This window comes from Leptospira adleri (assembly GCF_002811985.1).
GTDB classification, from domain to species: Bacteria; Spirochaetota; Leptospiria; order Leptospirales; family Leptospiraceae; genus Leptospira; species Leptospira adleri.
Genome location: NZ_NPDU01000031.1, coordinates 20,021 through 44,474, shown reverse-complemented (window position 1 = coordinate 44,474; position 24,454 = coordinate 20,021). Strand labels below are relative to the sequence as shown.

The window sequence follows — 24,454 nt, the reverse complement described above, 5'->3', positions numbered from 1 at the left end:
CTGCATGAAAACTTCGGATCTCAGTCAAACGGGCGCTTCTTCTTCCCAAAGAATTTTGCGGAACCGCACCGAACTCTTTTCTTCCTTTGTTTGGACCGATTATAAGGCGCAATTGCAGAATCGGGTTCAAGGTGAAAAGTTGGAACGTTATTTCGAACTGACTTCGAGCGAAAGAATCGGATTGAAAGAGACGATTCGACTGAACGTTTCCGCGACTCCATATTATATTTCTCTTACGGACCCGAACGATCCGGAGGATCCGATCCGAAAGATGATTCTTCCGAGAGAAGCGGAATCTATTTTTTCTCCGGAAGAATCGATCGACCCTCTTCACGAGGAAAGACTTTCTCCTGTACGGGGACTTACCCACATGTATCCGGATCGGGTTCTTCTTTTTACCAATCACGAGTGTTCGGTTTATTGCAGACATTGTATGAGAGGAAGAAAGGTCTCCGATTCTAAGGAAAGGATGACGACCGAAGATCTGGAAGCCTGTTTCGATTACATAGAATCCCATTCCGAAATCAGAGACGTCGTTTTGTCCGGAGGCGATCCGCTGAACCTGAGCGATTCTAAGATCGATTGGATTTTGGAAAGACTGGAAAAAATCGAACACGTAAAAATATGCAGACTAGGAACGAGAAACCCGGTCACACTTCCGTTCAGAATCACATCAGAACTTTGTAATGTAATCGAGTCCCACAACACGGAACGGTTGTCCGTCTTCTGCAACACTCAATTCAATCACGCGAAGGAATGCACGTCCGAGGCGAAAGAGGCGATTCTGAAACTTCTGAAAGTCGGTGTGAGCGTAGGAAATCAATGCGTTCTCCTAAAGGGAATCAACGATTCCGGGGAAGCTATGTTAGAACTTCATAAAAAACTGTTGGAGCTTCGGATCCGCGCCTATTATATGTACGATCCGGAATTGATTCCGGGATCCCGCGGTTTTAGAACTCCGCTCGCAAAGGGAATCGAGATCGTGGGATATCTTCGGGGAAAGATCGCTGGAATGGGAATTCCTCAGTTCGTGAACGACCTTCCGGGCGGAGGAGGGAAAATCACTCTGACTCCCGATTGGTATCTCGGTTACTACAAACCGGAAAGAACTCACGTCTTTCGTTCCGCGTTACGCGGAACTTATCACTTGAGCCCCGAACCTCCCGATTCCGGGATGGAAGAAAGTTATCCAGAAATCACGCGGGAAATATGGGAAAGAATTTATCCCGAAAGTTTCGGAGCTAAAGATAAAAACCCTTATGAATGAGGGAGTTCCCACCGTACTCGTTTACGCGGATCTCCACGAGTTTTCGGGAGAATTTCCGGATTCTTATAAACAAGAATGGGAATCGGCCGCTTCCGTAGAAAAAATCACGGAATTGTTAAACGAACTCGGAGAACGAGTCGAGCTCGTCGCCACTCCGCAAAGTCTATTAGAAAAATTGAATCTATATTCTTCCTTGAGATTTAAGAACCGGCCCGTGATTTTTCATCTTATGGAAGGATTTCGTTCCCGAAATCGGGAATCCTTGATCCCCGCGGCCGCCGAACTTTTCGGATTTCCGCACACGGGTTCGGACGCATTCGCTCAAAACGTATCTTTGGACAAGAATCTTACGAAAATTTTTGCGGACTCGCTCGGAATTCCAGCGGCGAAGGGATTCTCCATATCCTACGAAGATCGGATGAATTTCGTATCGCCGAAAGAATTCGCTTTTCCCTGTTTTTTAAAACCGTCCGGAGAAGGTTCGAGTCTCGGGATCGGAGAGGGGAGTATTCTTTGGAACGAAATGGACCTCCGTTCCCGTCTACAAACCTTACCCGAGGAATATTTTCCGTATTTGGCGGAAGAATACTTAAAAGGTTCTGAATATACAATTTCTGTAATGGGTTCTTCGGCTTTCGGTTATCGTGCGAGTCGCCCGGGACGTCTGATCCTTCAAGACGATCTGAAGGTGGAGGAAGTCTACGGAGAAAAAACGAAGTCAAAGCACGTCATGCCGGAGACCCTGGTTTTTGATTGTCCGGCGGAGCGAGAATCATTCCTTCAGGAACAGAGTCTTTTGCTTTGCAAGTCTTTGGGAACTTCCGGCCCGGTCCGTCTGGATTGGAAATGCGACGAAGCGGGAGATCCTTTCCTTTTGGAAATCAATCTGACTCCGGGTTTGTCTCCGTTTTATTCCACGTTTCCGATTTGTTATCGTCAGAGCTTGGGGGAGGAAAAAACCTTGTTTTCAGAGATTCTTGAGATCGCACGTTTGGAAGGTGAGTCTCCCCGGTTTTTATATTCTAAGTTAAAGACCGATTCCATTCTCAAAAAATAATATTAGATATGCAGACGTTTCATTCTTCTCAAGCCGCGGTTTCCTTTCGGACTTCTCTGGAAGAGTCTGTTCGGAATCATCCCGTCCTGACCGCAAATCTTTGGTTGGAATCCAAAGAAAGAAGAATGGAAAAGGAAGATCTTCTTCTTTGGTTGCGTCAGGAATATTTCGTGAGCGTGGACTTCGTGAACTGGTTTTTAAATACCGCGGCTATCAGCGATAAGCTGGACGCAAAGATCGTGCTCGTTCAAAATATCTGGGAAGAATTGGGAGAAGGTAAGGCGGAAGATTCTCACGTTTCGATCTTAAAGAAATTCCTTTCCGATATGGGAGAGACGGTTTTTGAGTCGCATCGCCTTCCTCAGACTAAGGCCTATCTCGATCTGATGCAAAGAATCACCACCACCGATTTTTATTCCGCACTGGGAGCGCTCGGTCCGGCAAACGAATACTTGCTTAAACTAGAATATTCAAGAATGTTCATGTCCTATCGGAGCCTAAAAGAGCGGATTTTGCTTCCGGAGGGAAAATTCTTCCAAGTGAATTTGGACGCCGACGAATCTCATTCGGAAAAACTTTTCCGTCTGATCGAATCGGTGGCCGACTCGGACGAAAAAAGAAACCGTGTGATGGAAGGAAATCGTCTGGCTCTGGACGCGAGATTGGTTTTTTACGAAGGTCTATCGGCTCTTCAGGGTCTTTAAGACGTTCATTCCGATCATCCCGAAGATTGGAATCAGAGGAAGATAGAGCAAGGGGGCGATCCAGCGATAACCTCGTAGAGAATGGCTGAGTTTTCGAACCGCAAAGAATCCGGGATATCTTCTTCCGTCCGCGATCATTTGAACGTTTCCTTCCGCTACCTGCAGATTCAAGCTCGGGTGAATTTCCTTGAGTTCTTTTTCCGAAAATTCACGAAACGACTGAAAACGGATCTTAGGGTTGAGATTGTAAGATTGTAGCCTTTGAGCTAAGTCGCCGCAAAAAGTGCAATCTCCATCGTATAAAAAGACAAGTGCGTTCATGAGGTTTCTCTAATGTTGTGAGGTAAAATTTGAATTCTTCTTGCCATAGTTCCGACGTATCACCCAAAAAAAAATCGACCATGGCTCGGAAGGAATTCTATTTTATTCTCCGCCTACCCAGTGTTAGACGGTGCTTCCAAATCCTGAGGTAGATTTTTTAGAAAGGCGCAAATGGGTTGAATATGTTCCTCCAAAACGCCGATCCAAAAGTAGATCCAGATTCCTTCTTTCTGCATTCCGTCGCAGACTTTCATATACCACTTGGAGATGGAATTCTCTTTTCTTGCTCTCCAAAAAAGAACGGGAAATCTTTGGACCATTTGATCCCAGATATCCCTTCCTACTCCCTCTCCCCTCGCGATTTCGTCTACCGCGAACTTGGAAAGAAAAAAACCGTAGGGAGTTTTCTTAACCAAAGCACAGCCCTTGTATTCCGAATCGAGAAGAATTCCCGCGAACTCTTGTTCCCAAAAATTCGGTTTCAGAGGTCTTTGAAACGCCCTTTCGATAAGATGATTGATCTTATCTTTTGGAACGGAGTTGAGATCGGAAATGAAATCGATCCGGTTTTTTTTTCGGATCAGAGTTCCGCTTCCTTTGATCGTAAACAATTCCTTTAAAAGAGAAGAAGCCGAAGTGATCGCGATTCCGAAGTCAGGGTCCTTTACGTTTTTATAAAGTTCGTTGCACGCGTGAAAGAGAACCGAGTCGATCGGATCCGGCTCGATGGTAGAATCCACGTCGCAGATCGAAATTTTTTCTCCGCCGGAATGAATTCCGCCGCGAGGATTCAAATAGATGAGTTTTTTCGTCTTTAAGGAAGAACAGAGATTGTTTAAGAATTCAAAGAGTCCGTTTCCTCTTTCCTCGGCGATAAATACGGGAAGTTTTTTTTCCGTCAGAGCGGACGCCACCGAAGATTCGATCTGATTGAAATGACGAAAGAGTTTTCCGGGAAGAGTGGAACCAGTTTCTTCTTTCGTCTGATTTCTATAAAAAAGATTCGTATATGAAATTCCGTTCTTATCTAAAACCACAACCGGATAGAGCTCCAGTTTGTGAAGGAGTTTGAGATTGTAAAGAAGGGCTTCCGCAGATTCCATCAAAGTTCCGGAATCGGCGTAGATCACCGCGAACTTTTCGGGTTCGATGGAACGAAAGAGTTTTAAGAATTGAAAAGAATCCTTCGTGTTCTCAGTGACTTCTAAGAGTTTAAGAAGAATTTCCTGATGTTTCATTCCGAATCGATTGGATTATTTGCCCAAAGTGTAGGCAACTAATTTTCCCTTCAGCTTGCCGATTGTAAGCGATTGTTCTTTGTCTTTTCTAAGTTTGAGAAATCCCAGTAGAGAAGTGTCTCCGCATACGAGTGCGAGAACGTTTCCCGCAAAATGATCTTTTAATTTTTTACCCCAGGCCAAGTAGATTTCTTTGGCTTCTTCCTTGGTTCCGAGGCGAACCCCGTAAGGAGGATTGGTGACGATAAAACCGTTCCTGATTTCTCTTTCATTTTCCGAAACGGTCGCGTCCGCGGTAAAAAATTCTATGAGGTGATCCACGCCCGCGTTTCTTGCGTTTAGCTTCGCCAAGCCGAGCGCCTTTTCGTCCGAGTCGGACGCGAATATTAGAGTTTTTGAAACCTTCCCCGCGTCTTCCTTGAGATTCGGCTCGCCGAAAAGTTTTTTAAACGGAAGGGAAGAATCCAGACTTCTGTAATTCGTATAACCGCCGTACAAAAGTTTGAGGGCGGCCTCGATCACGATCGTTCCGGAACCGCAGAATGGATCGTATAACACAGATTTGGCGTCCCATCCGGAATAACGAACCAGAGCGGACGCGAGAATTTCGCGCATAGGAGCTTCTCCTCCGATTCTTCCGTGTCCGCGTTGTTGGAGAGGTTTTGTATTTAAACCCAAAGAAAGTTTTGCGTGATCGGAATGGGAGCGAAGATAGAATAAAAAATCGGGTTCTTCTCTGGAAACCTGAGGAGGTTCCTTTCCCTTGGAACGAAAACGATCGAACATGGCGTCCTTGAGTTTGTATGTCGCATAACGCGAATCCTTCAGGGAATCCTTAGTCGTAGAATCGATCCGAAAGGATTGTTCCGATGTGATGATCTTTTCAAAAGGAAATTGAAGCGCTTGGTTATAAAGGTCTTCCGGACTATCGACCCTCCAATAACGCAAAGAAACGCTGATTCCGGATGCGATTCCTGTGGTGAGGATAAAATCCTTTAAGGCCTTGACCGAACCTTGAAAGAAAACTCCGCCTCGATTTTCGGCGAGCACGGTAAGTCTCGCTTCTAAGATTTCTTCCCGAAGCAAACCGGAAAGGCCGTCCGGACAGGATGCGTGGTATTCGAAAGTATCCGGTTTTGAAAAATCCCATTCCGTTTTGGATGGGACTTCTTTCTCTTTAGGGCGATCCGAAAAGGAGGAACGTCCCGTCGGCTTTTTAACTTTCAGCCTCAGGGATTTTTTGGGGGCGGGACCTCTAAAATTCGTCACTCGATTTGTTGCGCCAGATAGTTTTCAACGCCGATCTGACGAATGATTTCCTGTTGTGCTTCGATCCAATCCACGTGTTCCTCTTCCGAAACGAGGATTTTTTCGAAAAGTTCACGGGTGCCGTTGTCGTTGTTCTTAACCGCGATCGCGATTCCTCTGTTGAATCTTTCTACCGCGGCGTATTCCAGTTCCAGATCCGCTTTGAGAATCTCCTGGATATTGTTGCCTACGCTGATCTTCATATACCTCTGAAGATCGGGCACCCCGTCCAGATAAAGAATACGATCGATGACTTCGTCCGCGTGTTTCATCTCGTCGATGGATTCGTGTTTCATAAAGTCTGCGAGTTTTTTAAACCCCCAGTTTTTGTTCATCTTCGCGTGAATAAAATATTGATTGATAGCTGTGAGTTCGGCGGCAAGAACTTCGCCGAGAATTTCAAGAACTTCTTTGTTTCCTTTCATCGTGTTTTCCCCTTCTATCCTTTCAGTATAAAAATCATTCTTAAATTTGCAAGGATAGTTTCTAAGCCCTTCTGAAAAGTCGTTCGCCTATCATCGATTTAATTTTTTTGATTTTCAATCTCACAATTTTCAAAAACATAGACGAAGTGTCTTCGTCCGTTTTCGTCATCGATTCCCAACTCAGCCGCTTCGGTAAAACTGAACTTGATTATCATTCTCTATCTTATCAAACCGCGATCTCCCTTCTGAAACGAAATTCTGATTTTGAACCTCAATTTCTTATTTTTGCGGCGATGGCGCCGGAGCGTTACACGGGAGAAATTTTTCTTCCGGCAAGAATCAAAGAAAGTTTAGGTCTTAAGAATCTTTTTGTAATCAGGACCGAGACGGCTTCTTCGAGCGGCGCGAGCGCGTTACACACCGCGGCGTATCTTCTCCGATCGGGGGCGTTTCAAAGAGGAATCGTAATCGCAACCGAAGTGATGAGTCGCCTCGAAAGGGAGCAGAACAATCTGCTTTTGGGAAGCGTTTTGTCGGATCGTCAAAGAGGATTTGCGATGTCGATGGCGCAGGGAGGCGGAATGATCGCTACTCGTTATCTTTACGAACACGGATACGATCGAAAGGATCTCTTCGCACTTTCTAAAAAACTTCACGACAACGGGCTTCAAAACGAGAACGCTCATATCCGAAAGAATATTACGGAAGAAGAATATTTTAAATCTCCGCTTTTTACGAGTCCGCTCTGTTTATACGATATATCGCCTCTCTCCGACGGAAGCTGCGCGTTGCTTTTGAGTTCGGAAAAAACCGATTCCTCCAAGGTGTTGAAGATCTCCGGAATCGGACACGGGATCGGAAATCTTTCTTCCGCTCCGGGGGCTTTGAGTTTTCCTTCGAGCGTCGCCGCGTTTGCGGGGGCTTATAAGGAAGCGGGCCTAAAACCGGAAGATATCCATATCGCAGAACTTCACGACGCCTTCACTCCTTTCGAGTTGATTGGGGCCGAAGACGCGGGGTTGTTTCCGAAAGGAAAAGCCCTACGTTATGTGAAAGAGGGAAAAACCCATCCGAACGGACAACTTCCGGTCAATGCGTCCGGAGGTTTGAAAACGAGAGGCCATCCGGTCGGAGTTTCGGGGCTCGCGCAGATCGCAGAACTTCAGACTTGGATGTATCGGGAAGACCGTTTTCAAAACGGACTGGCTCTTTCGATCGGAGGTCTTGGAGTGAATAATTTTGCAACGATTCTTTCCAAAGTATAAGAATGGAATTTTAACCGTGACTGAAAAAATACTTTTGATTCAAACCGCGTTTCTCGGCGACTTGATCCTGACGACCGCATTCTTTCGGGAAGTAAAACGTAAGTATCCGGATTCTCATCTCACCGTCGTAGTCAACAAAGGCACCGAAGGGGTTCTCGAGGCAAATCCTCATATCGACCGACTCATTCCTCTCGATAAAAAAGAATTCAAGAAGTCGTTCTGGAAATTTATATCTTTTCTGAAGAATTTAAGAAAAGAAGAATATACTCTTTGTCTTCTTCCTCATTTTTCCTTTCGATCCACGCTCATGGGTTTTGCGAGCGGCGCCAAAGTAAGAATCGGTTACGATAGCGCCGGTTTCTCCTTTCTTCTCACGAAGAGGATTCCCCGTCCGTTGCGAGGGAAACACGAGGTTGAAAAATTATTTTCCTTGATCTACGAAGAAAAGGAATACTCGAACCTTTCCAGACGTCCGGAATTGTTCTGGAAGGAAGAATCGGTTTTTCGAGTCCGCGTTTTGATGAAAGAAAACGGCTTGGAGACGGGAAATTATATTCTTCTTGCTCCGAGTTCCGTCTGGGAAACAAAACGGATGCCGGCCGATAAGTTTCGCGCGTTAGGCGAAAGACTCTCCAATGAATCCGGAAAAAAAATCGTTCTTATCGGTTCCAAAGGCGATATCGAACTCTGCGAGGAGGTCGGCTCCGGATACGGAATCAATCTCGCCGGAAAGACAAATCTGCAAGAGCTTTCGTTTTTGGTTTCCAAAGCCTCTCTTATGATCAGCAACGATTCGTCTCCGATCCATTTTGCGTCAGCTTTTAACGTTCCCACGTTAGCCGTCTTTGGAGCCACGGTTCCTGATTTCGGATACACTCCTTTGGCGGATCTCTCCTTTATCTCCGGGATTTCCGGACTTTCCTGCCGTCCCTGCGGAATTCACGGAGGAAGGGTTTGTCCCGAAGGACATTTCCGCTGTATGAAGGAACAGGATCCGGACAAATTGTTTTCGGTCGCAGTCCAATTAGAAAAGGGAATTCAACCATGACACATTCGGTTTATAAGGAAAGAATCATAGAGGTTCAGAAAAAACTCAAAGAAGGCGAGGTTCTGATGGTCTTTGCCGCGTCTCATTTAATTCGAAATCGGGACGTGGAATATAAATTCCGTCAGGATTCGGATTATTTTTATCTGACCGGTTTGGACGAAGCGGACGGAATTCTTATATTAAAAAATTCTTATAAATCCATCTTTATGCTTCCTAAGGATAAGGAAAAGGAAATCTGGACCGGGATTCGGATCGGAAAAGAAAAGGCGAAATCGCTTCTGGGTCTCGACGAGGCGTTCGATACGAACGAATGGGAATCAAAGTTAGACGAAATCCTCGTCGATCAGCACACTCTCTATCACTTTTTCGGAAGGGACTTGGTTCGAGATTCCAAACTCATCCAGTGGATCTATTCTCTCAATCAGCGTTCGAGGGAGGGGAAGTTCGGTCCAAGAAGAATCGAGTCTCCCGATTTTCTGCATTGGATGAGGATGTTCAAGTCGCCGGTCGAAATCGCAGCGCTGCAGGAATCCGCGAGAATCACCGCTCTCGGTCACGAACGCCTGATGAGGGAATCCAAACCCGGAATGTTCGAATACGAACTCGAAGCGATCCTGGAATCCGAGTATCTCAAACACGGCGCTTGGGGCGGCGGTTACGGTCATATCGTCGCCGCGGGAAAGAACGCGACGATACTTCATTATACGTCTAACAACTGTCAGTTGAACGAAGGCGAAATCGTTCTCGTGGATAGCGGCGCGGAAAAAGGATATTACACGGCTGACGTTACGCGCAACTTCCCGGTTGGAAAAAAATTCTCCTCCGAACAAAAAGCAGTCTACGAAATCGTATTGAAGGCCCAGAAAGAAGCGGTTCTGCATACGAGAGAAGGTGTGGAATTCGTTGCGATTCATAACCGGGCGGTAAAAACTCTCTGCGAAGGGTTGATCGATTTGGGACTTTTGGAAGGTCCGCTCGATTCCGTTCTTGAACAGGGAACATTCAAAAAATATTATATGCATAGGACGAGTCATTATCTTGGTATGGACGTTCACGACGTTGGGACTTACTATCAGAGCGGTTCTTCCAAAAAACTGGAGAATGGTCAAGTTATCACGATCGAACCGGGATTGTATTTTGATCCGGAAGATTCGGAAATTCCGGAACGTTTTCGGGGGATCGGAATTCGAATCGAAGACGACGTTTTGGTTCAAGGGCAGAATCCGCTCAATCTGACGGAGATGATTCCGAAAGAAATCTCAGAAATCGAAGCGTTCAAACGTTAAACCGAAGTCATTAGAGTCGGAACGATGCGTTCGTTCTGAATGAGGACTTGTTTTATAAAAAGAAATTCTACATTCTAAAAAAAGCAAATTTTTCCTTGTCTTAACCGAGATAAGAACGTTAGTTGTATCGTTTTCATTTCCAAATTCTCGAATCAAGTTCTGACTCAGGAATCCAATAAGAACTAAGGAAGAGTCGTTTTTTATGTTTTTATTCGAACACGCCCTCGATCCGGTTTCCAACGAGAAATCAAAATCCTTTTCTTATCGGCTTCTGAATCGAATCGGATGTACGAACGAGTTTTGGATTACCGGTCTTCCCGTCTTTTTTTTGGTCGCTTGCCTCGCGCTTCCTTTTTCGGTTTATTCGGAAACGATCCAGAAAATTTCATCCTTTGATACGCTTACTAGTTTGGATTCCAGTCCCGAGCATCGCTGGGAAATTACGACTTCTCCTTTGGATCCGGTTTCATTTTCCAAATCGTATTTGGAAGGCGGGAAAAGTTCGATTCCATTCGAGGTCTATAACGCGCCGGGCGTTCATAAGTTAAAGGACGAATCCGTTCAGACGGTTTATCTCGTTAAAAAATTTATTGCTCCGAAACAATGGAACGCGCCGAGCCTTTCCGTCCGGTTGGGGACGATCAACGATAAGGATAGGACTTATCTCAACGGAACTTTAATCGGCGCAACGGGAGATCTAAACGAAAAACTTCCGCAAGCCTACGATAAGATTCGAGTTTATCCGATTTCAAACGATTTGATTCGGAGGGGCGAAAAGAATATAATCGTAATACAGGTAAAAAAGTTTTTTGACCGGGAAGTAGGGATCGAGCAGGATCGAACCCTTATCGGCGACGGTTCTCTTGTGTTAAAGGATCTTCTTCGTGCGGAGTATATTAAGACATTCTTATTGATGATTTATCTTACGGTAGGCGGATACTTTCTGTTTTTATACGTTAGACGCCGTTCCGATCAGGAAAATTTATACTACGGTCTGTTTACTATCTTATTCTTTCTCTATCAGTTATTAAGAAACCAGATCAAATACGATCTCGGAATAGAATTTATCTATATGAAAAAGGTGGAATATATTATTCTCACCGTTTTGATTCCGATGTTCGGGAATTTTGTCCGCGTGTATTTTAAGTATTCAAGAAATCTGTTTTTGAACGTTTTGGACGGAAGTTATGCTGCTTTCGCCGTATTTTATCTTTTTTCAAATAACGTGATCCATTACAATCTTCTAAATAAGCACGTGGTTCAATACGGTTGGATTCTTTATGTCGGACTCATTTCGTATTATCTCGTCAGAAGAATGGCCCAGAAGGATCGGGACGCTCTTTTTATTCTGATCGGCGTTTTAGTCGTCGTCGTTTCGGGAGTTTTGGATACCTTGGGAGCCCGCAACGTAATCGTTTTTCCGAGAGTCGCAGGTTATGCTTTTCTTTTCTTTATCTTGAGCATCGCCACTATTTTGGCCAATAAATTTGTCCGACTAAACGAAGAGGTCGAAGAGCTGAACGAAGGCCTCGAAAAAAAAGTGGAACAAAGGACCGAAGAACTCAAACAATCCTTGGAACAAGTCAATCGACTGAAGATACAGCAGGATGCGGATTACTTTTTGACTTCTCTTCTCATCAATCCGCTTTCTTCCAATAAGAATACGAGCGAAATCGTTAAAACCGAATTTTACACCAAACAAAAAAAGTCGTTCGAGTTTAAAGGTAAAACTTACGAGATCGGAGGAGACATTCTGATTTCGGGTAACGTGGAACTCGGCGGGAAACGTTATGTGGTATTTGTAAACGGGGACGCGATGGGTAAGTCCATTCAAGGAGCGGGCGGAGCTTTGGTGATGGGGACCGTTTTCAACACGATCCTGACCAGGTCCGGAATCAATTCTCAAAAAGACAAATCGCCGGAACGATGGTTAAAAGAGGCATTTTTAGAACTTCAGAAAATTTTCGAATCCTTTGACGGATCGATGTATATTTCAATCGTTCTCGGCTTGGTGGAAGAATCCTCCGGATTGCTGTATTATATCAACGCCGAACACCCTTGGACCGTTTTGTATAGGGATCGTGTCGCTTCTTACATAGAGGACGAACTCACTCTTCGTAAGATCGGAATCCCGGAAAACGAACAACATCTAACGATCAAAACGTTTCGGATGTTGCCGGGAGATACGATCGTAATCGGATCGGATGGAAGGGACGATCTTTTGATCGGCAGAGCGGAAGACCGAATCATCAACGAAGATCAGGAACAATTTTTGAGAAGAGTAGAGGAGGGATACGGGGATCTAAGGGAAGTATATGATAGAATTCTAAAGTTCGGCGCCCTGGTCGACGATTTTACCCTCTTAAAAATCACCTATCACCCCGAGGCGGAGGTTTCCTCTATTTCGCCGCTTCCTACAAAGTCTTATCAAGAAGCCTTGGATTACGGGAAGGAACTTCTCGAAAAAAATAGAATTTCCGAAGGTTTGGAAACTTTAGAGAAGGCCCTGGAACTCCATCCTAAGAACGAACAAATTCTGAAGGTATTGGGAAAATTTTATCTGAGAGAAAAAGATTATGCGAAGTCGATCGGATATTGGGAAACCCTTTTGGATAGGAATGCGGATTCGAGCGATCTTTTGTATCACGCGTCGCTCTGTTACAAGATGTTGAAATTTTACCAAAAGGCGGCGGATCTCGGAGAAAGAGCGTTTTTGCAGGATCCGTCTCTGCTTAAAAATCTGATCAATCTTGCGGATATATACAGAATTTTGAATATTCTTCCCCGCGCAAACGAACTGATTGAGAGAGCGCTTCGCATCGATCCTAAAAACGGAAAGGCAATGCAGGTGAAAAATTCCCTGGAAGCCGTATGAAAACGATCGTATGATATCATTCGTTTACGATCTTTCTCCGTTGGATTTTTTTACCGAAGAATTCTAATTTTCTTCAAGATAGATTCGGATCGCTTCTTTTAGTATGGAAAGTCCGATGGAAAGAGAATCCTCGTCTATATCGAACTTGGAACTGTGATGCGGATGGATCAGTCCTTTGGATTCGTTCATCGATCCTATGAAAAAGTAACAACCCGGAACTTTCATGAGAAACGCGGAAAAATCCTCTCCGCCCATGGACTTGGTATGTTCTTCGGTTACGCTATCCGCTCCGAGAACGTTCAAGGAAGCCTTGCGGACGATATTCGCCATAAAGGGTTCGTTGATCGTGGGTTGGTTCGTCCTTTCGTAGTGAATGGAGACTTTTGCTCCGAGTGCGTCCGCGATACCTTTTACGACTCTTTCGAGTTTTCCGGGAACTTCCTCGAACATTTTTTTAGAATACGTTCTTACGGTTCCTTTGAGTTCGGCCGTCTCCGGAATCACGTTAAACGCGTTTCCTGCGTGAAAACTTCCCACGGTTACGACGCAGGAATCCAACGGATCCGTATTTCGAGAAACGATCGTCTGAAGAGCCGTCACGATCTGCGCTCCGACTACGATCGGATCAACAGTGTGTTGTGGCATCGCTCCGTGACCGCTGATTCCGGTGATCGTGATCGTAAATTCGTCGACCGCTGCCATCATCGGTCCGTCGACGACTCCGACCTTTCCTACGGGAATGTGATTCCAGACGTGCAGCGCGAGGGCCGCGTCCACTTTATATTTTTCTAATATTCCTTCCTCGATCATTTTATCCGCGCCTTGTCCGCCTTCTTCGGCGGGTTGAAAAACGAGGAGAACTTTTCCTTTAGGAAGAATCGAACGGATATCCTCTTTGATATCGGAAGCGAGTCCCATAAGAATGGAAGTATGTGCGTCGTGACCGCAAGCGTGCATAACGCCTTCGTGAACGGATTTATACTCGGCTTTGGATTCTTCAAAGATGGGAAGTGCGTCCATGTCCGCGCGGACGAGGAGGGTTTTCCCGGGTTTTCCGGAATCGACTAACGCGACCACTCCGGTCTTCGCGATCTTATCCTGAAAGGAAAGTCCGAGGGATTTGAGATGATCTATCACGAACCCCGCCGTCTGATTTTCCTCGTAACGGAGTTCGGGATGTTTGTGGATTTGTCTTCTGTAACGAATGAGTTCTTTCGTTCGGTCGTCGGTCACTGTGAGTTTCATACTTCTTCGACCATTCTACAGCTTAGAATCGTTTTCGGAAAGAATTTTAGATCACTCTGGAATACTCGGACAACTCCCTTTTCCAAACCTGGGTTCCGCAATAGTGGTCGCCTTCCGGGCAGTAGGGTTTGACTTCTCCTTGAAGACGGATCCAACAAGGGGCCTTGATCCACTTTGCGATTTCGGGATGAACTTTTAAGACGTCCGTGAGTTCTTCCACCGATGCCTGGAAGATTTCTTCCTGTGCGTTGTAGCAGGTTCGAGATCTCCATTTATGATGAAGATTTAAGAGATCGCCGCTTTCGTAAAAACGAATCGGGAAGGCGTTAGGAAGAAGATAGGTTCCGTATTCAGGAGAACCTCCCGCGTCGAGGAAGCGGTTCAACTTTTCGAAGATCCGCTTCATATCGGAATCGTATTTCTCTTTGAGTTGGGGATATTTTTGAACCACAAGGGGAGTAATATAATCCGGAGTTCCCGCATACTGGGACATAAGGACCGGTCTTCCTCCGGGAACCATCCTGTGTCTCTGGTCCTGACTGTCGGCGGTGTGAGAAATTCTTTTTTGGAAGGAATATTGAACGTTAAAGAGCGCTCTCGTGATCGGACTCAGAGAACTTTCGTTCAAGGTCGAAGTTAGATGTTTATTTTTCGAAGGATTTAGGACGAGATCGATCGCGTCCTGATCGCCGAGAGAAGATTTAGGAATTCCTAATATAGATCGGACCGATTTTGCGAGAATCTCGGGCCCGTTGGAAGAATGGGATACGAGTCTGGAATAGCGCTCTCCGATTTCGGCGTCGTATTCTTTTACGAAGGAGTTCGCGGCTTCCGGATGGAATTCTCTTTTGGAAGTTCCGAACACGGATTCAAAAAAACGGTATTCGGTAGTTTCTTCGAGAGGCAAAGGATCGTCCATTTCGTCCGCATAGAGAGGATCGACCGCGCGGACTTGATTGACCATTTCGGTCACTACCGCTCTTTGTTCTTCGGGTACGTCGTAAGAATTCATCAATCGATAATAACGATGAAGAGTAAGTCCGTTGATCGAATGATAGAGATAGGTATAAGTTCCGAGAGGTAGCAGATAACGTGCCACTTCGAGACATTTTTTCTTGATCGGTCCCTGCCACTTGTCCGGATAATTGGCTCGGGCCTTGTAGATGTTAAAGTATTCTTCTTGGATAAATGGATGAAGAATTTCGTTGTAAGAAAAATACGCCTGACTTGCAAAGTCGACCGCGTCCAGGTAGAGTTCCAAAAGTTTTCCGCTGAGTCCAGGCGGAACGTAGTAATTCTCCTTTTTTACTTCCACATATCTTTGAGATACTTGTTCCGAGTTATAAAACGGATGAGAATGCAAGAAGGACCATACAAATTGCCGGGAGACTTTATCCAGGGTGAAGATGAATTGAGGATGTTGTCTTGTGGTGAGATGTCCGGCTTTTTTGGTGGACTTTGCAACGCGGTCTCGAATCTCAATGGATTTTTCCGAAGACACCATGTCTGAAGGAAGAAGGATTCCTTTGGAAGAATAGCAAGTCCTCGCGGTCGCGATTGCTAGATTGAAAGGATCTTTGCTGTGATCGAGCAGGGATACGATTGGTTTTTGGGTTAACATCGAAAATCTCCGGGCGGGATTTGGGAATCCCCGGTAGAACAATCCTGGGGAGAGAAACCGGACCGGAAACTCTTTTTTTGGACATAATTCGCGATCCATAGAGAGCGAATTAGCCAAAAGACAGCGGAGCGTGGTCGTTGGCTCTTTGTTTTTAACAAAGCCCGCGATCCATAGAGAGCGAATTAGCCAAAAGACAGCGGAGCGTAGTCGTTGGCTCTTTGTTTTTAACAAAGCCCGCGATCCATAGAGAGCGAATTAGCCAAAAGACAGCGGAGCGTGGTCGTTGGCTCTTTGTTGCAAACGAGGACCGCGATCCATAGAGAGCGAGTGGCCGTGTAGAAGGTTTTGTCAGAGTTCCTATGCGATTGAGGTGGAGAATGTCCTCGGAAGGTTGATTTTTTGAGATAGGAAGAATTTCCGAACGTGTCCCACCGCGGAAACTCTATGATTCGCTCCCTATGAGTCGCTCATCACCCTCCACCCTAGTTGCGGGTTCGGCGCGCATTTCACAAAAGAATGTCGTAGTTACGACAGGGACTTTTTTCGAAAGAGAGTTTTCTCCTGGTTTTGTCGGAGTTCCTACAGAATGAGGTGAAGCGGATTCTTCTTGCAGAGAGAGTTTTTCTGTGATAGTGGAAAGTCTCCCGTTTTTTCCCACGAGCCCACCACCTCCACCCAAAACTCAGCGCGGCGTTCTCTACGGATCGCGCCGCAGGGTGGGGCGCGCGCAACTTTCACAAGAGATGTCGTAGTTACGACAAGGCAGAAGATCGTTTTCTAAAAGGCTTTCCTCATTTCTTCTTCTTTGTCTTTTTCGATTTCGAAGAACGGGATTTGGATTCTCTTTCGGAATCTTCCTCGGTCGTGATTTCCTCCAAGTCTGCCTGAGAATGTATCCATTCTCCGTTATCGTGTCCGAAGTCGGAATTCGCACCAAAGGTCTGTTTTTCCAAGAGCCTTCTCTTTGCTGTTTTTTTCTTTTCCTGAGATTCGTAGACGTTCAAAAGATATTCCATCACGATCGGAAGCAAGACCCGAGAGAAGACGGTTGCGACGATTACTCCGAAGATTACGACGGTGGCAAGAGGTCTCTGCACTTCCGCGCCCGCCATCGTCGAGATCGCCATCGGAATAAAACCAACGGCCGCAATCACCTCGGTCGTCATAACCGGACGAAGAGAATGGATTCCGGCCAAGTAGACCGCGTCCGCGATCGAGGCTCCCTTTTCCAATTCTTCCCGAAGGGTGGATGCGTAGACGACCCCGTTCAAAACGGCGATCCCGCTCACGGCGATAAAACCGACGCCCGCAGGAATACTAAAAGGAAGACCTCTCAAAACAAGACCGATGATTCCTCCCGAAACCGCGAGAGGCACAACGATAAAGACGCCTAACGCGTAGTAGATGCTTCCGAAGGCCGCCATCAACATAAAGAAGATGATCGCAAGAGCGATCGGAACCACCATCGCGAGTCTTTCTTTCGCACGCGTGAAGTTCTCGAACTGTCCACCCCAATCCGTCCGATAACCGGGAGGAAGATTCTTTTCGATCTCTTCCGTGACTTTCTGGGCCTCGTTTACGAAACCTACGAGGTCTCTTCCTCGAATGTTGGTCTCGACCATAATTCTTCTTTTTAAAGATTCTCTGTAGATTGCCGCCGGGCCTTCGACGAGTCGGATCTCCGCGACTTGGCCGAGGGGAACCGTGGAACCCGAGGAAGTAAAGACGGGAATGTTCTCCACTTGTTCCAAATCGGTCGCGTCGATTTTCAGACGGACCACAAGATCAAAACGTTTGAAACCCTCGAAGACCTTGCCCGTGTTTCTTCCCAAACGAAGAGCTTCGACGGTTGCAAGAATCTCCTCGGCTTGCACTCCGTATCGGGCCATATTCTCGCGATCGACTTTGATCTCCACAAGAGGAAGTCCTAAAACTCTCTGCACTCGTAAGTCCGCGACCCCTTTCACGCCTTTCAGCTTTTCGGCGAATTGTCCGGCGATGTCCTTGAGTTTGACCAAGTCGTCTCCGTAGATCTTGATCACGACGTCGGCTTTCGAACCGGAAAGAAGCGCGTTCACACGGTTCTCGATCGGCTGCGACAAACTCACGGTGCTCGAAGGAATGTATTTAAGAATTTCGTCCTTCATCTTCGTCATGAGTTCTTCTCTGTCGTCTGCGCTCACCCATTCTTTCCGGGGTTTAAGTTTCACCATCGCTTCGCCTTCGTCCGTGCCGATCGGCTCCGCTGCGGATTCTCCTCGACCCATTTTAGAAACGATGCTGATTACTTCCGGAAATTTTTTCAGGACGGCTTCCATGTCCGTGTTCGTATCTCTCGAATAATTCAGAGAAGTCGACGGAAGGCGTTTTATGTCGACCGCGATCTCACCTTCGTCGATTCTTGGTAAGAATTCGGAACCCAGGGTCGAACCCAAAAGAAGGGCGAAGGCGACGACTCCGACTCCCGCATATAAGAATTCTTTCTTTCGAGACATTCCGAAATCCAAAAGCTTTTTGTATTTTTCGGTGATGATATCCCAATACTTGCTGTGATGAAAGACCGGTTCTTTGAAAAGAATGCTCGCCGCCGCAGGAAATGTCGTGAGTGAAAAAAGAAGGGCGGCTCCGAGGGCAAGGGCGACCGTGATCGCCATAGGTTTGAACATCCTTCCTTCCACACCTTCCAAACTCATCAGAGGAAGATAGACGAGCATGATGATCGCGACTGAAAACGTGGCGGCACGACCGACTCGAACACAGGCGTCGGTGATGATTTCTTCGGCTGCAAGTTCCCTGTCTTCGAGTTTTGTCTGCATCTCGTAAAAGGATCGTTTTAAAATAAATCCGTGAAGAATCGATTCCAGCATCACGATCGTTCCGTCCACGAGAAGACCGAAGTCGAGGGCTCCCAAGGACATCAAATTCCCCACGATTCCGAAAGCGTTCATAAAGATAGTCGCGACGAGCATCGGAATCGGAATCGCCAAAGCGACGAGTAACGCGCCCTTTACGGTTCCAAGCGCGACGATCAAAACGATGATAACGAGGACGGCGGCTTCGGCCAAATTCGTAAAGATGGTGCCTAACGTTCTTCCGATAAACTCGGAACGATCGTAATAGGTTTCGATTCTCATTCCCGGAGGAAGTCTTTCTCGAATTTCTTCGATTCGAACTTTTACCTTCTTAACCACTTCGAGGGAATTCTGGCCCATGAGCATCATCGCAGTCGCGCCTACAACCTCGCCTTTCGAATCCTTAGTCACAAGACCGAAACGAAGCGCGGGACCGATTTCTATCTCCGCGATCTGACCGAGTAGGAGAGGGATTCCGTCTCCCGCGGTAGTAACGGCCGTGTTACGCAAGTCTTCGATCGACTTGTACTGACTTTCCCCTCGGATCACGATCTGCTCGGCGCCCTTGGTGATGTAACCGCCCCCGGTATTCTGGTTGGCGGATTCCAGCTTATCATAGATTTGCGAAAGCGTGAGGTTGTGGACCGCGAGTCTTCTCGGATCGATCTTGACTTGATACTGACGAACCTGACCGCCGATGATGTTCACGTCGATCACGCCTTCGACCGATTTTACTTCTCTTGCGAGTTCCCATTCCATATAGGTTCTCAGTTCTTCGGGAGAATGGCGGTCGGACGTTAATACGAATTCGTAAATGTCTCCGAGACCCGTGGCGATCGGAGAAAGCTCCGGTCTTCCGTATCCCGGAGGAATGATTGCCTCCGCCTGTTTGATTCTTTCGTTTACGAGTTGCCTCGCGAAGTAGATATCGGTTCCGTCTTTGAAGATCACCGTGACAGAACTTACGCCGGTTCTAGAGATGGAACGGATCTCGGTGACGTTCGGAAGACCGGTGAATTCCATCTCGATCGGATATGTGATGAACTGTTCCACTTCGAGAGGAGAAAGTCCGGGAGAGGCGGTAACCGCGGAAACTTGAACGTTGGTCACGTCTGGAATCGCGTCGATGGAAAGATGATAAGCGTTGTAGATACCAACGAGGGTGATCATAAACGTGAGAACCAAAACCAAGGCTCTGTTCTTAATGGAGGCGCGGATCAGTTTATCAATCATGTGTGTCGAAGAACTCTAAAAAAGACTATATGGTCAGAAAACCCTCCAAAGGTCAGAGATGAAAGGTTTTTTTGGAAAGATTCTACGACGCGACCTTCGCAAGAATCGGAATAAAAATGGATCCTTCCGGATTGATTTAGGTCGCGTTAGAAATTCGTGCCTATGGATTCGACGATGAGGCGAGTTTGTAATCAATATGCAAAAAGAAGAATAGAATACCGTATTCGATTGCGATCCAAAAAAAAGAATCCCGATACGGAACGACCGAATAGGTGGAATAGGAAACTAGGATCAAAGCGGACCATACGATAGGCGAAACGTTCTTTGAAAACACGCTAAAGACGAGCAAAGAAAGAATATACCAGGGATGAACGGTTGTGGAAAAAAGAAAAAAGATCCAATAGATAATTTCCGCGGAACTAAAAAAACCGCGTAGGTCGTTTTCCTTTTTTCTGCGATAAGAATACGCGACAACGAAGAATAACGTGGCCCAACCGCAGATCTTTCCCGCGAGATAAAAGTTCTCGCCCGATATTCTTAACGATTCCCTCAAAAGATAATAAAAACCGCCGTTGAATTCGAAAAGCTGGAAGAATACTCCGATCCCCGATTCTTTCTGTTTTTCAAAAAGATCATTCCAAAAAAACAAAAGACCTACTAACGCACACGCGGACGCAAAAAGCGAAGTCAGAAAAAAAAGCCGGAATTTTCTTCGTTCCAAAAGAATAAAAAACATCCAAGGTACAAGGATTAGAGGGGTGATTTTGGTTAAGATTCCAAGAGCCAAAAAAGAAACGTGCAGAATAAAATCCTTTGTCCTTTGTTCCTCGTTCCATTTCCAAAGAAAATAGACGGCTCCGATCAGAAACAAAAGAAGAATCGGTTCCGGATGTGCGTTACCCGAAATCTCTAAGATCGCAAGCGGGTTTAGCCAGTAGATCAGACTCCTTCGGATCGGAAGTCCGTTTTCTTTTAGGATCTTGCAGAGAAAGCATAAAATTCCCAGTTCCGAAAAAATCAAAAACGTTTTCCAGATCGCAGTTCCGGCCCAGACGTTTTGAAACCAGAGCATACCTTTAGCGCCGATAAAAAAAAGAAATTGAAGCACGGGAGGATACACCGAATAAAATTTCGAGGAGTTCATTTCGTTTAACAATTGTGCCGCGAGAATTCGGACCGAATCGTCGAAAACGGAAAGATTCAATTCTTTGGGAAGAATGGAAAACGGAGAAAAGTCTTCGTTGATCAAAAGGCCGTCCCATAAAAAACGAAAGACGTCCTCCGATAAAATCGGGTTCGAAAAAAAAGTCGTAATTCTCAAGACAAGTCCGAAAAATATCCAGGTTTTAAACGAAACCTTCGCGTTCGAAATTCCGGGAAAGAATATTAGAATTTTATCAATCGTTTTTGAAAATCGGAAACGGTCCTCGATCTTGTCCGAAAAAACGATCCGGAAATAGGCGGCGAAGGCCGGAAGATTTGCAAAGATCAAAAGTGCGAAGTCTTTTCTTTCTCCGAAAAATTGGAATAGGACGCTCGGAAAAAAGAACAAAAAGAGGAGATATTCTTTGCTCATCTCGTGAATTGAAGTTTGGCGATCGTATAAAGAATTTTCCAGCCCGCCTTGATCGATCCGGAAATCGTTCCGCTCACCTTGGAGACTCCGATTCTTTTTTTATAACTGACGGGGACTTCCACACAGTTCATTCCGAGTTTGGCGGCCTTGATCTGCATTTCCACAGTCCATCCGAAATTACGATCCTGCATATTCAATTTTTTGAGAGAATCCAAACGGATCACACGAAACGGTCCGAGATCCGTAAACTTGACTCCATATAAAATTCCGATTAAAAACGTGGAAAGCCAGTTTCCGAATCTTTGAACCGGCAATAGCGAACCCTTTTCCGCTTTGCCCAAGGCCCGTGAACCGATCACGAGTTCCACATTCGGATTTTGGAATTCGTTTAACAAATCCAAGAGTTCGATCGGACAATCGGAATAGTCCGCATCCACAAAGGCGACGAGTTCAGGCGCGGGATTTGATTCTAAAATTCTACGGATTCCCTTTAAACAAGCGGCTCCGTAACCTCTTTCCGATTCTTGAAGAACCACGGCTCCGTTTTCGGAAGCAACGGCCGCGGTCCGATCCTTGGAGCCGTTGTCCACGACTATGATTTCGAAGATATCCGCTTCCGCGATTCTTGACAAATCCTTTAGAACAAAAGCGATCGATTTTTCTTCGTCTAACGCGGGTATAACGATGCTCACGGAAAGCTTGTTCACGGATTTCCCCGTTTGGAAGAGAAAAGTAATCCTTCTTTGGAAGTGATCCGGATTTTCCCCGTTCTTAGATCCGTTTTGGATTCGTAAAATACGTTCGCAAACGGATAGTGGAGTTCTATTTGTTTGAGTTTATCTCCGATTTCCTTCGGCGCTCGTCCGGAGTTCTTTTTTATATGCTCCGCGTTTTCTTTTGTTAAGCGAACATGCAGAATTCTTAAAATACCGAAGGTCGGTTTTTTGCCGGCTCCGGTGTTCAAAGTCAATTCGATATTTCGTTTTTCGCCTGAACGGATCCTGTTATCACCGACGAGTTTTGCCTCGGGATACCATTCCCAGATTTGTCCGATTTTGCTGATATGTTTCGAAACTTCTTTTCCGTCCGCGTCTTGAAGAATCGCTTCTATTAAAAGATGTCTTTCCGGATCCCCGGTCGGAACGCTATGACCCGCGAGTGAGTTTTCCAGAATCAGATTCAATCGAACGATTTCATTTTTGATAAACGACCACCGAGGCTCTTCGATTTTGAGCCCGCTTTTGTATCCATTCCACTGCGCGTCAAAGAGCGGAAAAGTTTTTGGAACGCCGCCTCCGATAAAAGTATGTCTGTGAGAATCCCGTTTTTCGGCGAGAAAAGAAGGTAGCACGACGCTTCGGTTTATCGAAGGCATGTGACAGCTAACGCAATCCGCTTTCGGAAAATGAATACTTTCCGCATATTCGTCTCCGGTTTTAAAGTAACATACGAGCGAGGCGTTGAGTTTGTAGTCCTGATTGTGACAATCGTTGCAGCGTGCGTGTAGTGCCTCCCTGTTTTTTTCAACGGAATGAGGAGCCTTCGCTCCAGTCGGACCGATTAGAATCGTACGACCTTGAGAATCCGATTTGAGATGACAGGTTCCGCAACTCACTCCTTCTTTTTCCCATTCAGGGTCGAACTTCTCATTGGAAACGAGAACGGGCTGAAAGACGTCGCCGTCATTTAGGTGAGTAGCGATTTGTTTTCTTTGTCCGGAAAGAGGAATATGACAGTTCAAACAAAGCCACTGGGGAGAATTAGGTTTGGAAAGTTCGGCTTGGAATTGAAGATCGCTAAACGCGTTCGCGTGGGAGGAAGTCTTCCATTCCTTATAGTGATCTTCGTGACAGCCGCCGCAATCCTTAGCGGTAAGACCTCGAATGCCCGGAATCGATTCCCCCAAGTTTATAGGTTCCGTCCATGCCCGACCGGGAAAACGATCTTTTACAGAAATCGGATCGGAGCCGTTTTTGCAGATAAGAAAGGAGGAAAGAGTCACAAATACGCCGGCGACGATCCAAAAGATTCTCCATGATTTTAGAATATTCAAAAAAATATATATACTTGAGCGATTCATTTTGCGGTGAGAGGATAATCCTTGTCGTTTCCCGAGGACCATTCCCACATAGAACCCGCGTAGTTTTTGGCGTTATAACCTTCGTTTCTTAAAACCGCGGTCATCCAAGCTGAACGGACTCCGCCGGTGCAATAGGTAACGATGATCGAATCTCTTCCGATTCCGAGCTCGCCGAGTTTGGTCGAGATCTCTTCGGAAGAGAGCAGGGAACCGTCTTGGTTTAACAGATTTTTATAATAGAGATGTTTCGCTCCCGGAATGTGTCCGCCTCTTGATTCTCCGTAAGGAGTCTCTCCTAAAAATTCCCTTTCTTCCCTTGTATCCAAGAATACATACCTACGATTTTTGAGATTCGATTTGATCTCGGATGAAGTGGCGATAAGATTCGGATCCGCTTTGATCTGAAATTTGCCTGAATTTTTAGGCGCGCCTTGATTCGAGACCGGAGCTCCGAGTTGTTTCAATCCGGAATAACCTCCGTCGACTAAAAACGCGGAGCGGTGTCCGAGCGAACGAAGCATCCAAACGATTCTTCCGTCCTCGCCCCAATTGTTTTTGGATTCACTGACTACGAGTACGGGACGGTTGCTATCGATTCCGTAAGATTCGAATTTTTTTTTGAGAGTTTCCGGAGGAAGAAGATTTCCGCGCAACGGAAGATTGGGAACGGAGAATTCTTCCCAGGAAACGGAACGAGAACCGTCTATATGTTCTCTGTAAAATACGGAGCGGGACCTCGTATCTAAGACGACGCTATTCGGTAAGAGGGCTCTCGCCTCGCCCGAAGTGAGAACCCAAGATTCCGATTTTTGCGCGAAGATAAGGCTCGGAAAGATAAGGAAGAATGTTAAGAATATGGATCGAGTTTTCAAAGTTCTTTCCTACAGGTTTGGATATCTTCTCATCCTATCATTTAGAAGATCTCAAGCCTGGATTTCTTTTTTTGCCAGAAGAATTGAGTATTTCTTTCGTGGCAAGTCATGATTCGTTATAACAGAAAATAAGATGTTATAACAAAATATTTAAAATTATTGCAGAAATATCAGTCATTCT

General features: G+C 45.9%; 17 protein-coding genes and 1 pseudogene. 7 read left to right on the top strand and 11 right to left on the bottom strand.

Features of this window, described 5'->3' with window-relative positions; translation table 11 throughout:
• The first annotated feature begins 4 nt into the window (after positions 1–4).
• The 3 genes from CH376_RS13050 to CH376_RS13040 are packed head-to-tail and all read left to right on the top strand — an operon-like array spanning position 5 to position 3,028.
• Complete coding sequence (locus CH376_RS13050; protein WP_100784233.1) at positions 5–1,267, top strand: KamA family radical SAM protein; 1,263 nt, start codon at positions 5–7, stop codon at positions 1,265–1,267.
• The gene (locus tag CH376_RS13045) at positions 1,260–2,324 is read left to right on the top strand and encodes a D-alanine--D-alanine ligase family protein (RefSeq protein ID WP_100784234.1); all 1,065 of its coding nucleotides are present in this window, start codon (positions 1,260–1,262) and stop codon (positions 2,322–2,324) included. The genes CH376_RS13050 and CH376_RS13045 overlap by 8 nt, the downstream gene beginning before the upstream one ends.
• A gap of 8 nt (positions 2,325–2,332) precedes the next feature.
• The gene (locus tag CH376_RS13040) at positions 2,333–3,028 is read left to right on the top strand and encodes an iron-containing redox enzyme family protein (protein ID WP_100784235.1); all 696 of its coding nucleotides are present in this window, start codon (positions 2,333–2,335) and stop codon (positions 3,026–3,028) included.
• Here the strand turns inward: CH376_RS13040 and CH376_RS13035 are convergent.
• The 4 genes from CH376_RS13035 to bfr all read right to left on the bottom strand — a co-directional run bounded on the left by CH376_RS13035 (position 3,005) and on the right by bfr (position 6,320).
• Complete coding sequence (locus CH376_RS13035; RefSeq protein ID WP_100784236.1) at positions 3,005–3,349, bottom strand: DCC1-like thiol-disulfide oxidoreductase family protein; 345 nt, start codon at positions 3,347–3,349, stop codon at positions 3,005–3,007. The two genes, CH376_RS13040 and CH376_RS13035, sit on opposite strands and share 24 nt — an antisense overlap.
• Before the next feature lie 113 nt (positions 3,350–3,462).
• Positions 3,463–4,587, bottom strand: coding sequence for a hypothetical protein (locus CH376_RS13030; RefSeq protein ID WP_100784237.1), 1,125 nt, complete (start codon positions 4,585–4,587; stop codon positions 3,463–3,465).
• A gap of 15 nt (positions 4,588–4,602) precedes the next feature.
• Positions 4,603–5,856, bottom strand: a complete 1,254-nt coding sequence (locus CH376_RS13025) for a THUMP domain-containing class I SAM-dependent RNA methyltransferase (RefSeq protein ID WP_100784238.1) — start codon at positions 5,854–5,856, stop codon at positions 4,603–4,605.
• The gene (bfr, locus tag CH376_RS13020; protein ID WP_100784239.1) at positions 5,853–6,320 is read right to left on the bottom strand and encodes a bacterioferritin; all 468 of its coding nucleotides are present in this window, start codon (positions 6,318–6,320) and stop codon (positions 5,853–5,855) included. Before bfr ends, CH376_RS13025 begins: the two co-directional genes overlap by 4 nt.
• Before the next feature lie 146 nt (positions 6,321–6,466).
• On the opposite strand from bfr, the gene CH376_RS13015 reads away from it, so the two are divergent.
• The 4 genes and pseudogenes from CH376_RS13015 to CH376_RS12995 form a co-directional block, all read left to right on the top strand.
• Positions 6,467–7,585 carry a thiolase family protein gene (locus CH376_RS13015; RefSeq protein ID WP_165781692.1) on the top strand — a complete coding sequence of 373 codons (1,119 nt, stop codon included), beginning with the start codon at positions 6,467–6,469 and terminating at the stop codon, positions 7,583–7,585.
• Between the two features lie 16 nt (positions 7,586–7,601).
• The gene (locus CH376_RS13010) at positions 7,602–8,633 is read left to right on the top strand and encodes a glycosyltransferase family 9 protein (protein ID WP_100784496.1); all 1,032 of its coding nucleotides are present in this window, start codon (positions 7,602–7,604) and stop codon (positions 8,631–8,633) included.
• Complete coding sequence (locus CH376_RS13005) at positions 8,630–9,919, top strand: aminopeptidase P N-terminal domain-containing protein (RefSeq protein WP_100784241.1); 1,290 nt, start codon at positions 8,630–8,632, stop codon at positions 9,917–9,919. Before CH376_RS13010 ends, CH376_RS13005 begins: the two co-directional genes overlap by 4 nt.
• A 202-nt stretch (positions 9,920–10,121) precedes the next feature.
• Positions 10,122–12,305: pseudogene (locus CH376_RS12995) on the top strand (SpoIIE family protein phosphatase); the annotation flags it as partial.
• Positions 12,306–12,857: 552 nt separating this feature from the next.
• Here the strand turns inward: CH376_RS12995 and CH376_RS12990 are convergent.
• The 7 genes from CH376_RS12990 to CH376_RS12955 form a co-directional block, all read right to left on the bottom strand.
• A complete protein-coding gene (locus CH376_RS12990) occupies positions 12,858–14,039 on the bottom strand; it encodes a M20 metallopeptidase family protein (protein ID WP_100784243.1) in 1,182 nt (393 codons plus the stop codon).
• A gap of 46 nt (positions 14,040–14,085) precedes the next feature.
• A complete protein-coding gene (locus CH376_RS12985) occupies positions 14,086–15,660 on the bottom strand; it encodes an FAD-dependent thymidylate synthase (protein ID WP_100784244.1) in 1,575 nt (524 codons plus the stop codon).
• A gap of 791 nt (positions 15,661–16,451) precedes the next feature.
• Positions 16,452–19,745, bottom strand: coding sequence for an efflux RND transporter permease subunit (locus CH376_RS12975; protein WP_100784246.1), 3,294 nt, complete (start codon positions 19,743–19,745; stop codon positions 16,452–16,454).
• Between the two features lie 160 nt (positions 19,746–19,905).
• Positions 19,906–21,321, bottom strand: a complete 1,416-nt coding sequence (locus CH376_RS12970; RefSeq protein ID WP_100784247.1) for an MptA/MptB family glycosyltransferase — start codon at positions 21,319–21,321, stop codon at positions 19,906–19,908.
• Positions 21,318–22,028, bottom strand: coding sequence for a glycosyltransferase family 2 protein (locus CH376_RS12965; RefSeq protein ID WP_100784248.1), 711 nt, complete (start codon positions 22,026–22,028; stop codon positions 21,318–21,320). Before CH376_RS12965 ends, CH376_RS12970 begins: the two co-directional genes overlap by 4 nt.
• Positions 22,025–23,401: a multiheme c-type cytochrome gene (locus tag CH376_RS12960; RefSeq protein WP_165783625.1), complete on the bottom strand. Its 1,377-nt coding sequence runs from the start codon at positions 23,399–23,401 to the stop codon at positions 22,025–22,027. Before CH376_RS12960 ends, CH376_RS12965 begins: the two co-directional genes overlap by 4 nt.
• The gene (locus CH376_RS12955; protein WP_100784250.1) at positions 23,398–24,273 is read right to left on the bottom strand and encodes a sulfurtransferase; all 876 of its coding nucleotides are present in this window, start codon (positions 24,271–24,273) and stop codon (positions 23,398–23,400) included. Before CH376_RS12955 ends, CH376_RS12960 begins: the two co-directional genes overlap by 4 nt.
• Positions 24,274–24,454: the final 181 nt, after the last annotated feature.

Coding starts and splice junctions, on each gene's coding strand:
- CH376_RS12990 (WP_100784243.1), bottom strand. CDS start 14,039: ATGAAACTCACAGTGACCGACGACCGAACGAAAGAACTCATTCGTTAC.
- CH376_RS13035 (WP_100784236.1), bottom strand. CDS start 3,349: ATGAACGCACTTGTCTTTTTATACGATGGAGATTGCACTTTTTGCGGC.
- CH376_RS12975 (WP_100784246.1), bottom strand. CDS start 19,745: ATGATTGATAAACTGATCCGCGCCTCCATTAAGAACAGAGCCTTGGTT.
- bfr (WP_100784239.1), bottom strand. CDS start 6,320: ATGAAAGGAAACAAAGAAGTTCTTGAAATTCTCGGCGAAGTTCTTGCC.
- CH376_RS12970 (WP_100784247.1), bottom strand. CDS start 21,321: ATGAGCAAAGAATATCTCCTCTTTTTGTTCTTTTTTCCGAGCGTCCTA.
- CH376_RS13030 (WP_100784237.1), bottom strand. CDS start 4,587: ATGAAACATCAGGAAATTCTTCTTAAACTCTTAGAAGTCACTGAGAAC.
- CH376_RS13040 (WP_100784235.1), top strand. CDS start 2,333: ATGCAGACGTTTCATTCTTCTCAAGCCGCGGTTTCCTTTCGGACTTCT.
- CH376_RS12960 (WP_165783625.1), bottom strand. CDS start 23,401: ATGAATCGCTCAAGTATATATATTTTTTTGAATATTCTAAAATCATGG.
- CH376_RS13045 (WP_100784234.1), top strand. CDS start 1,260: ATGAATGAGGGAGTTCCCACCGTACTCGTTTACGCGGATCTCCACGAG.
- CH376_RS13050 (WP_100784233.1), top strand. CDS start 5: ATGAAAACTTCGGATCTCAGTCAAACGGGCGCTTCTTCTTCCCAAAGA.
- CH376_RS12985 (WP_100784244.1), bottom strand. CDS start 15,660: ATGTTAACCCAAAAACCAATCGTATCCCTGCTCGATCACAGCAAAGAT.
- CH376_RS13005 (WP_100784241.1), top strand. CDS start 8,630: ATGACACATTCGGTTTATAAGGAAAGAATCATAGAGGTTCAGAAAAAA.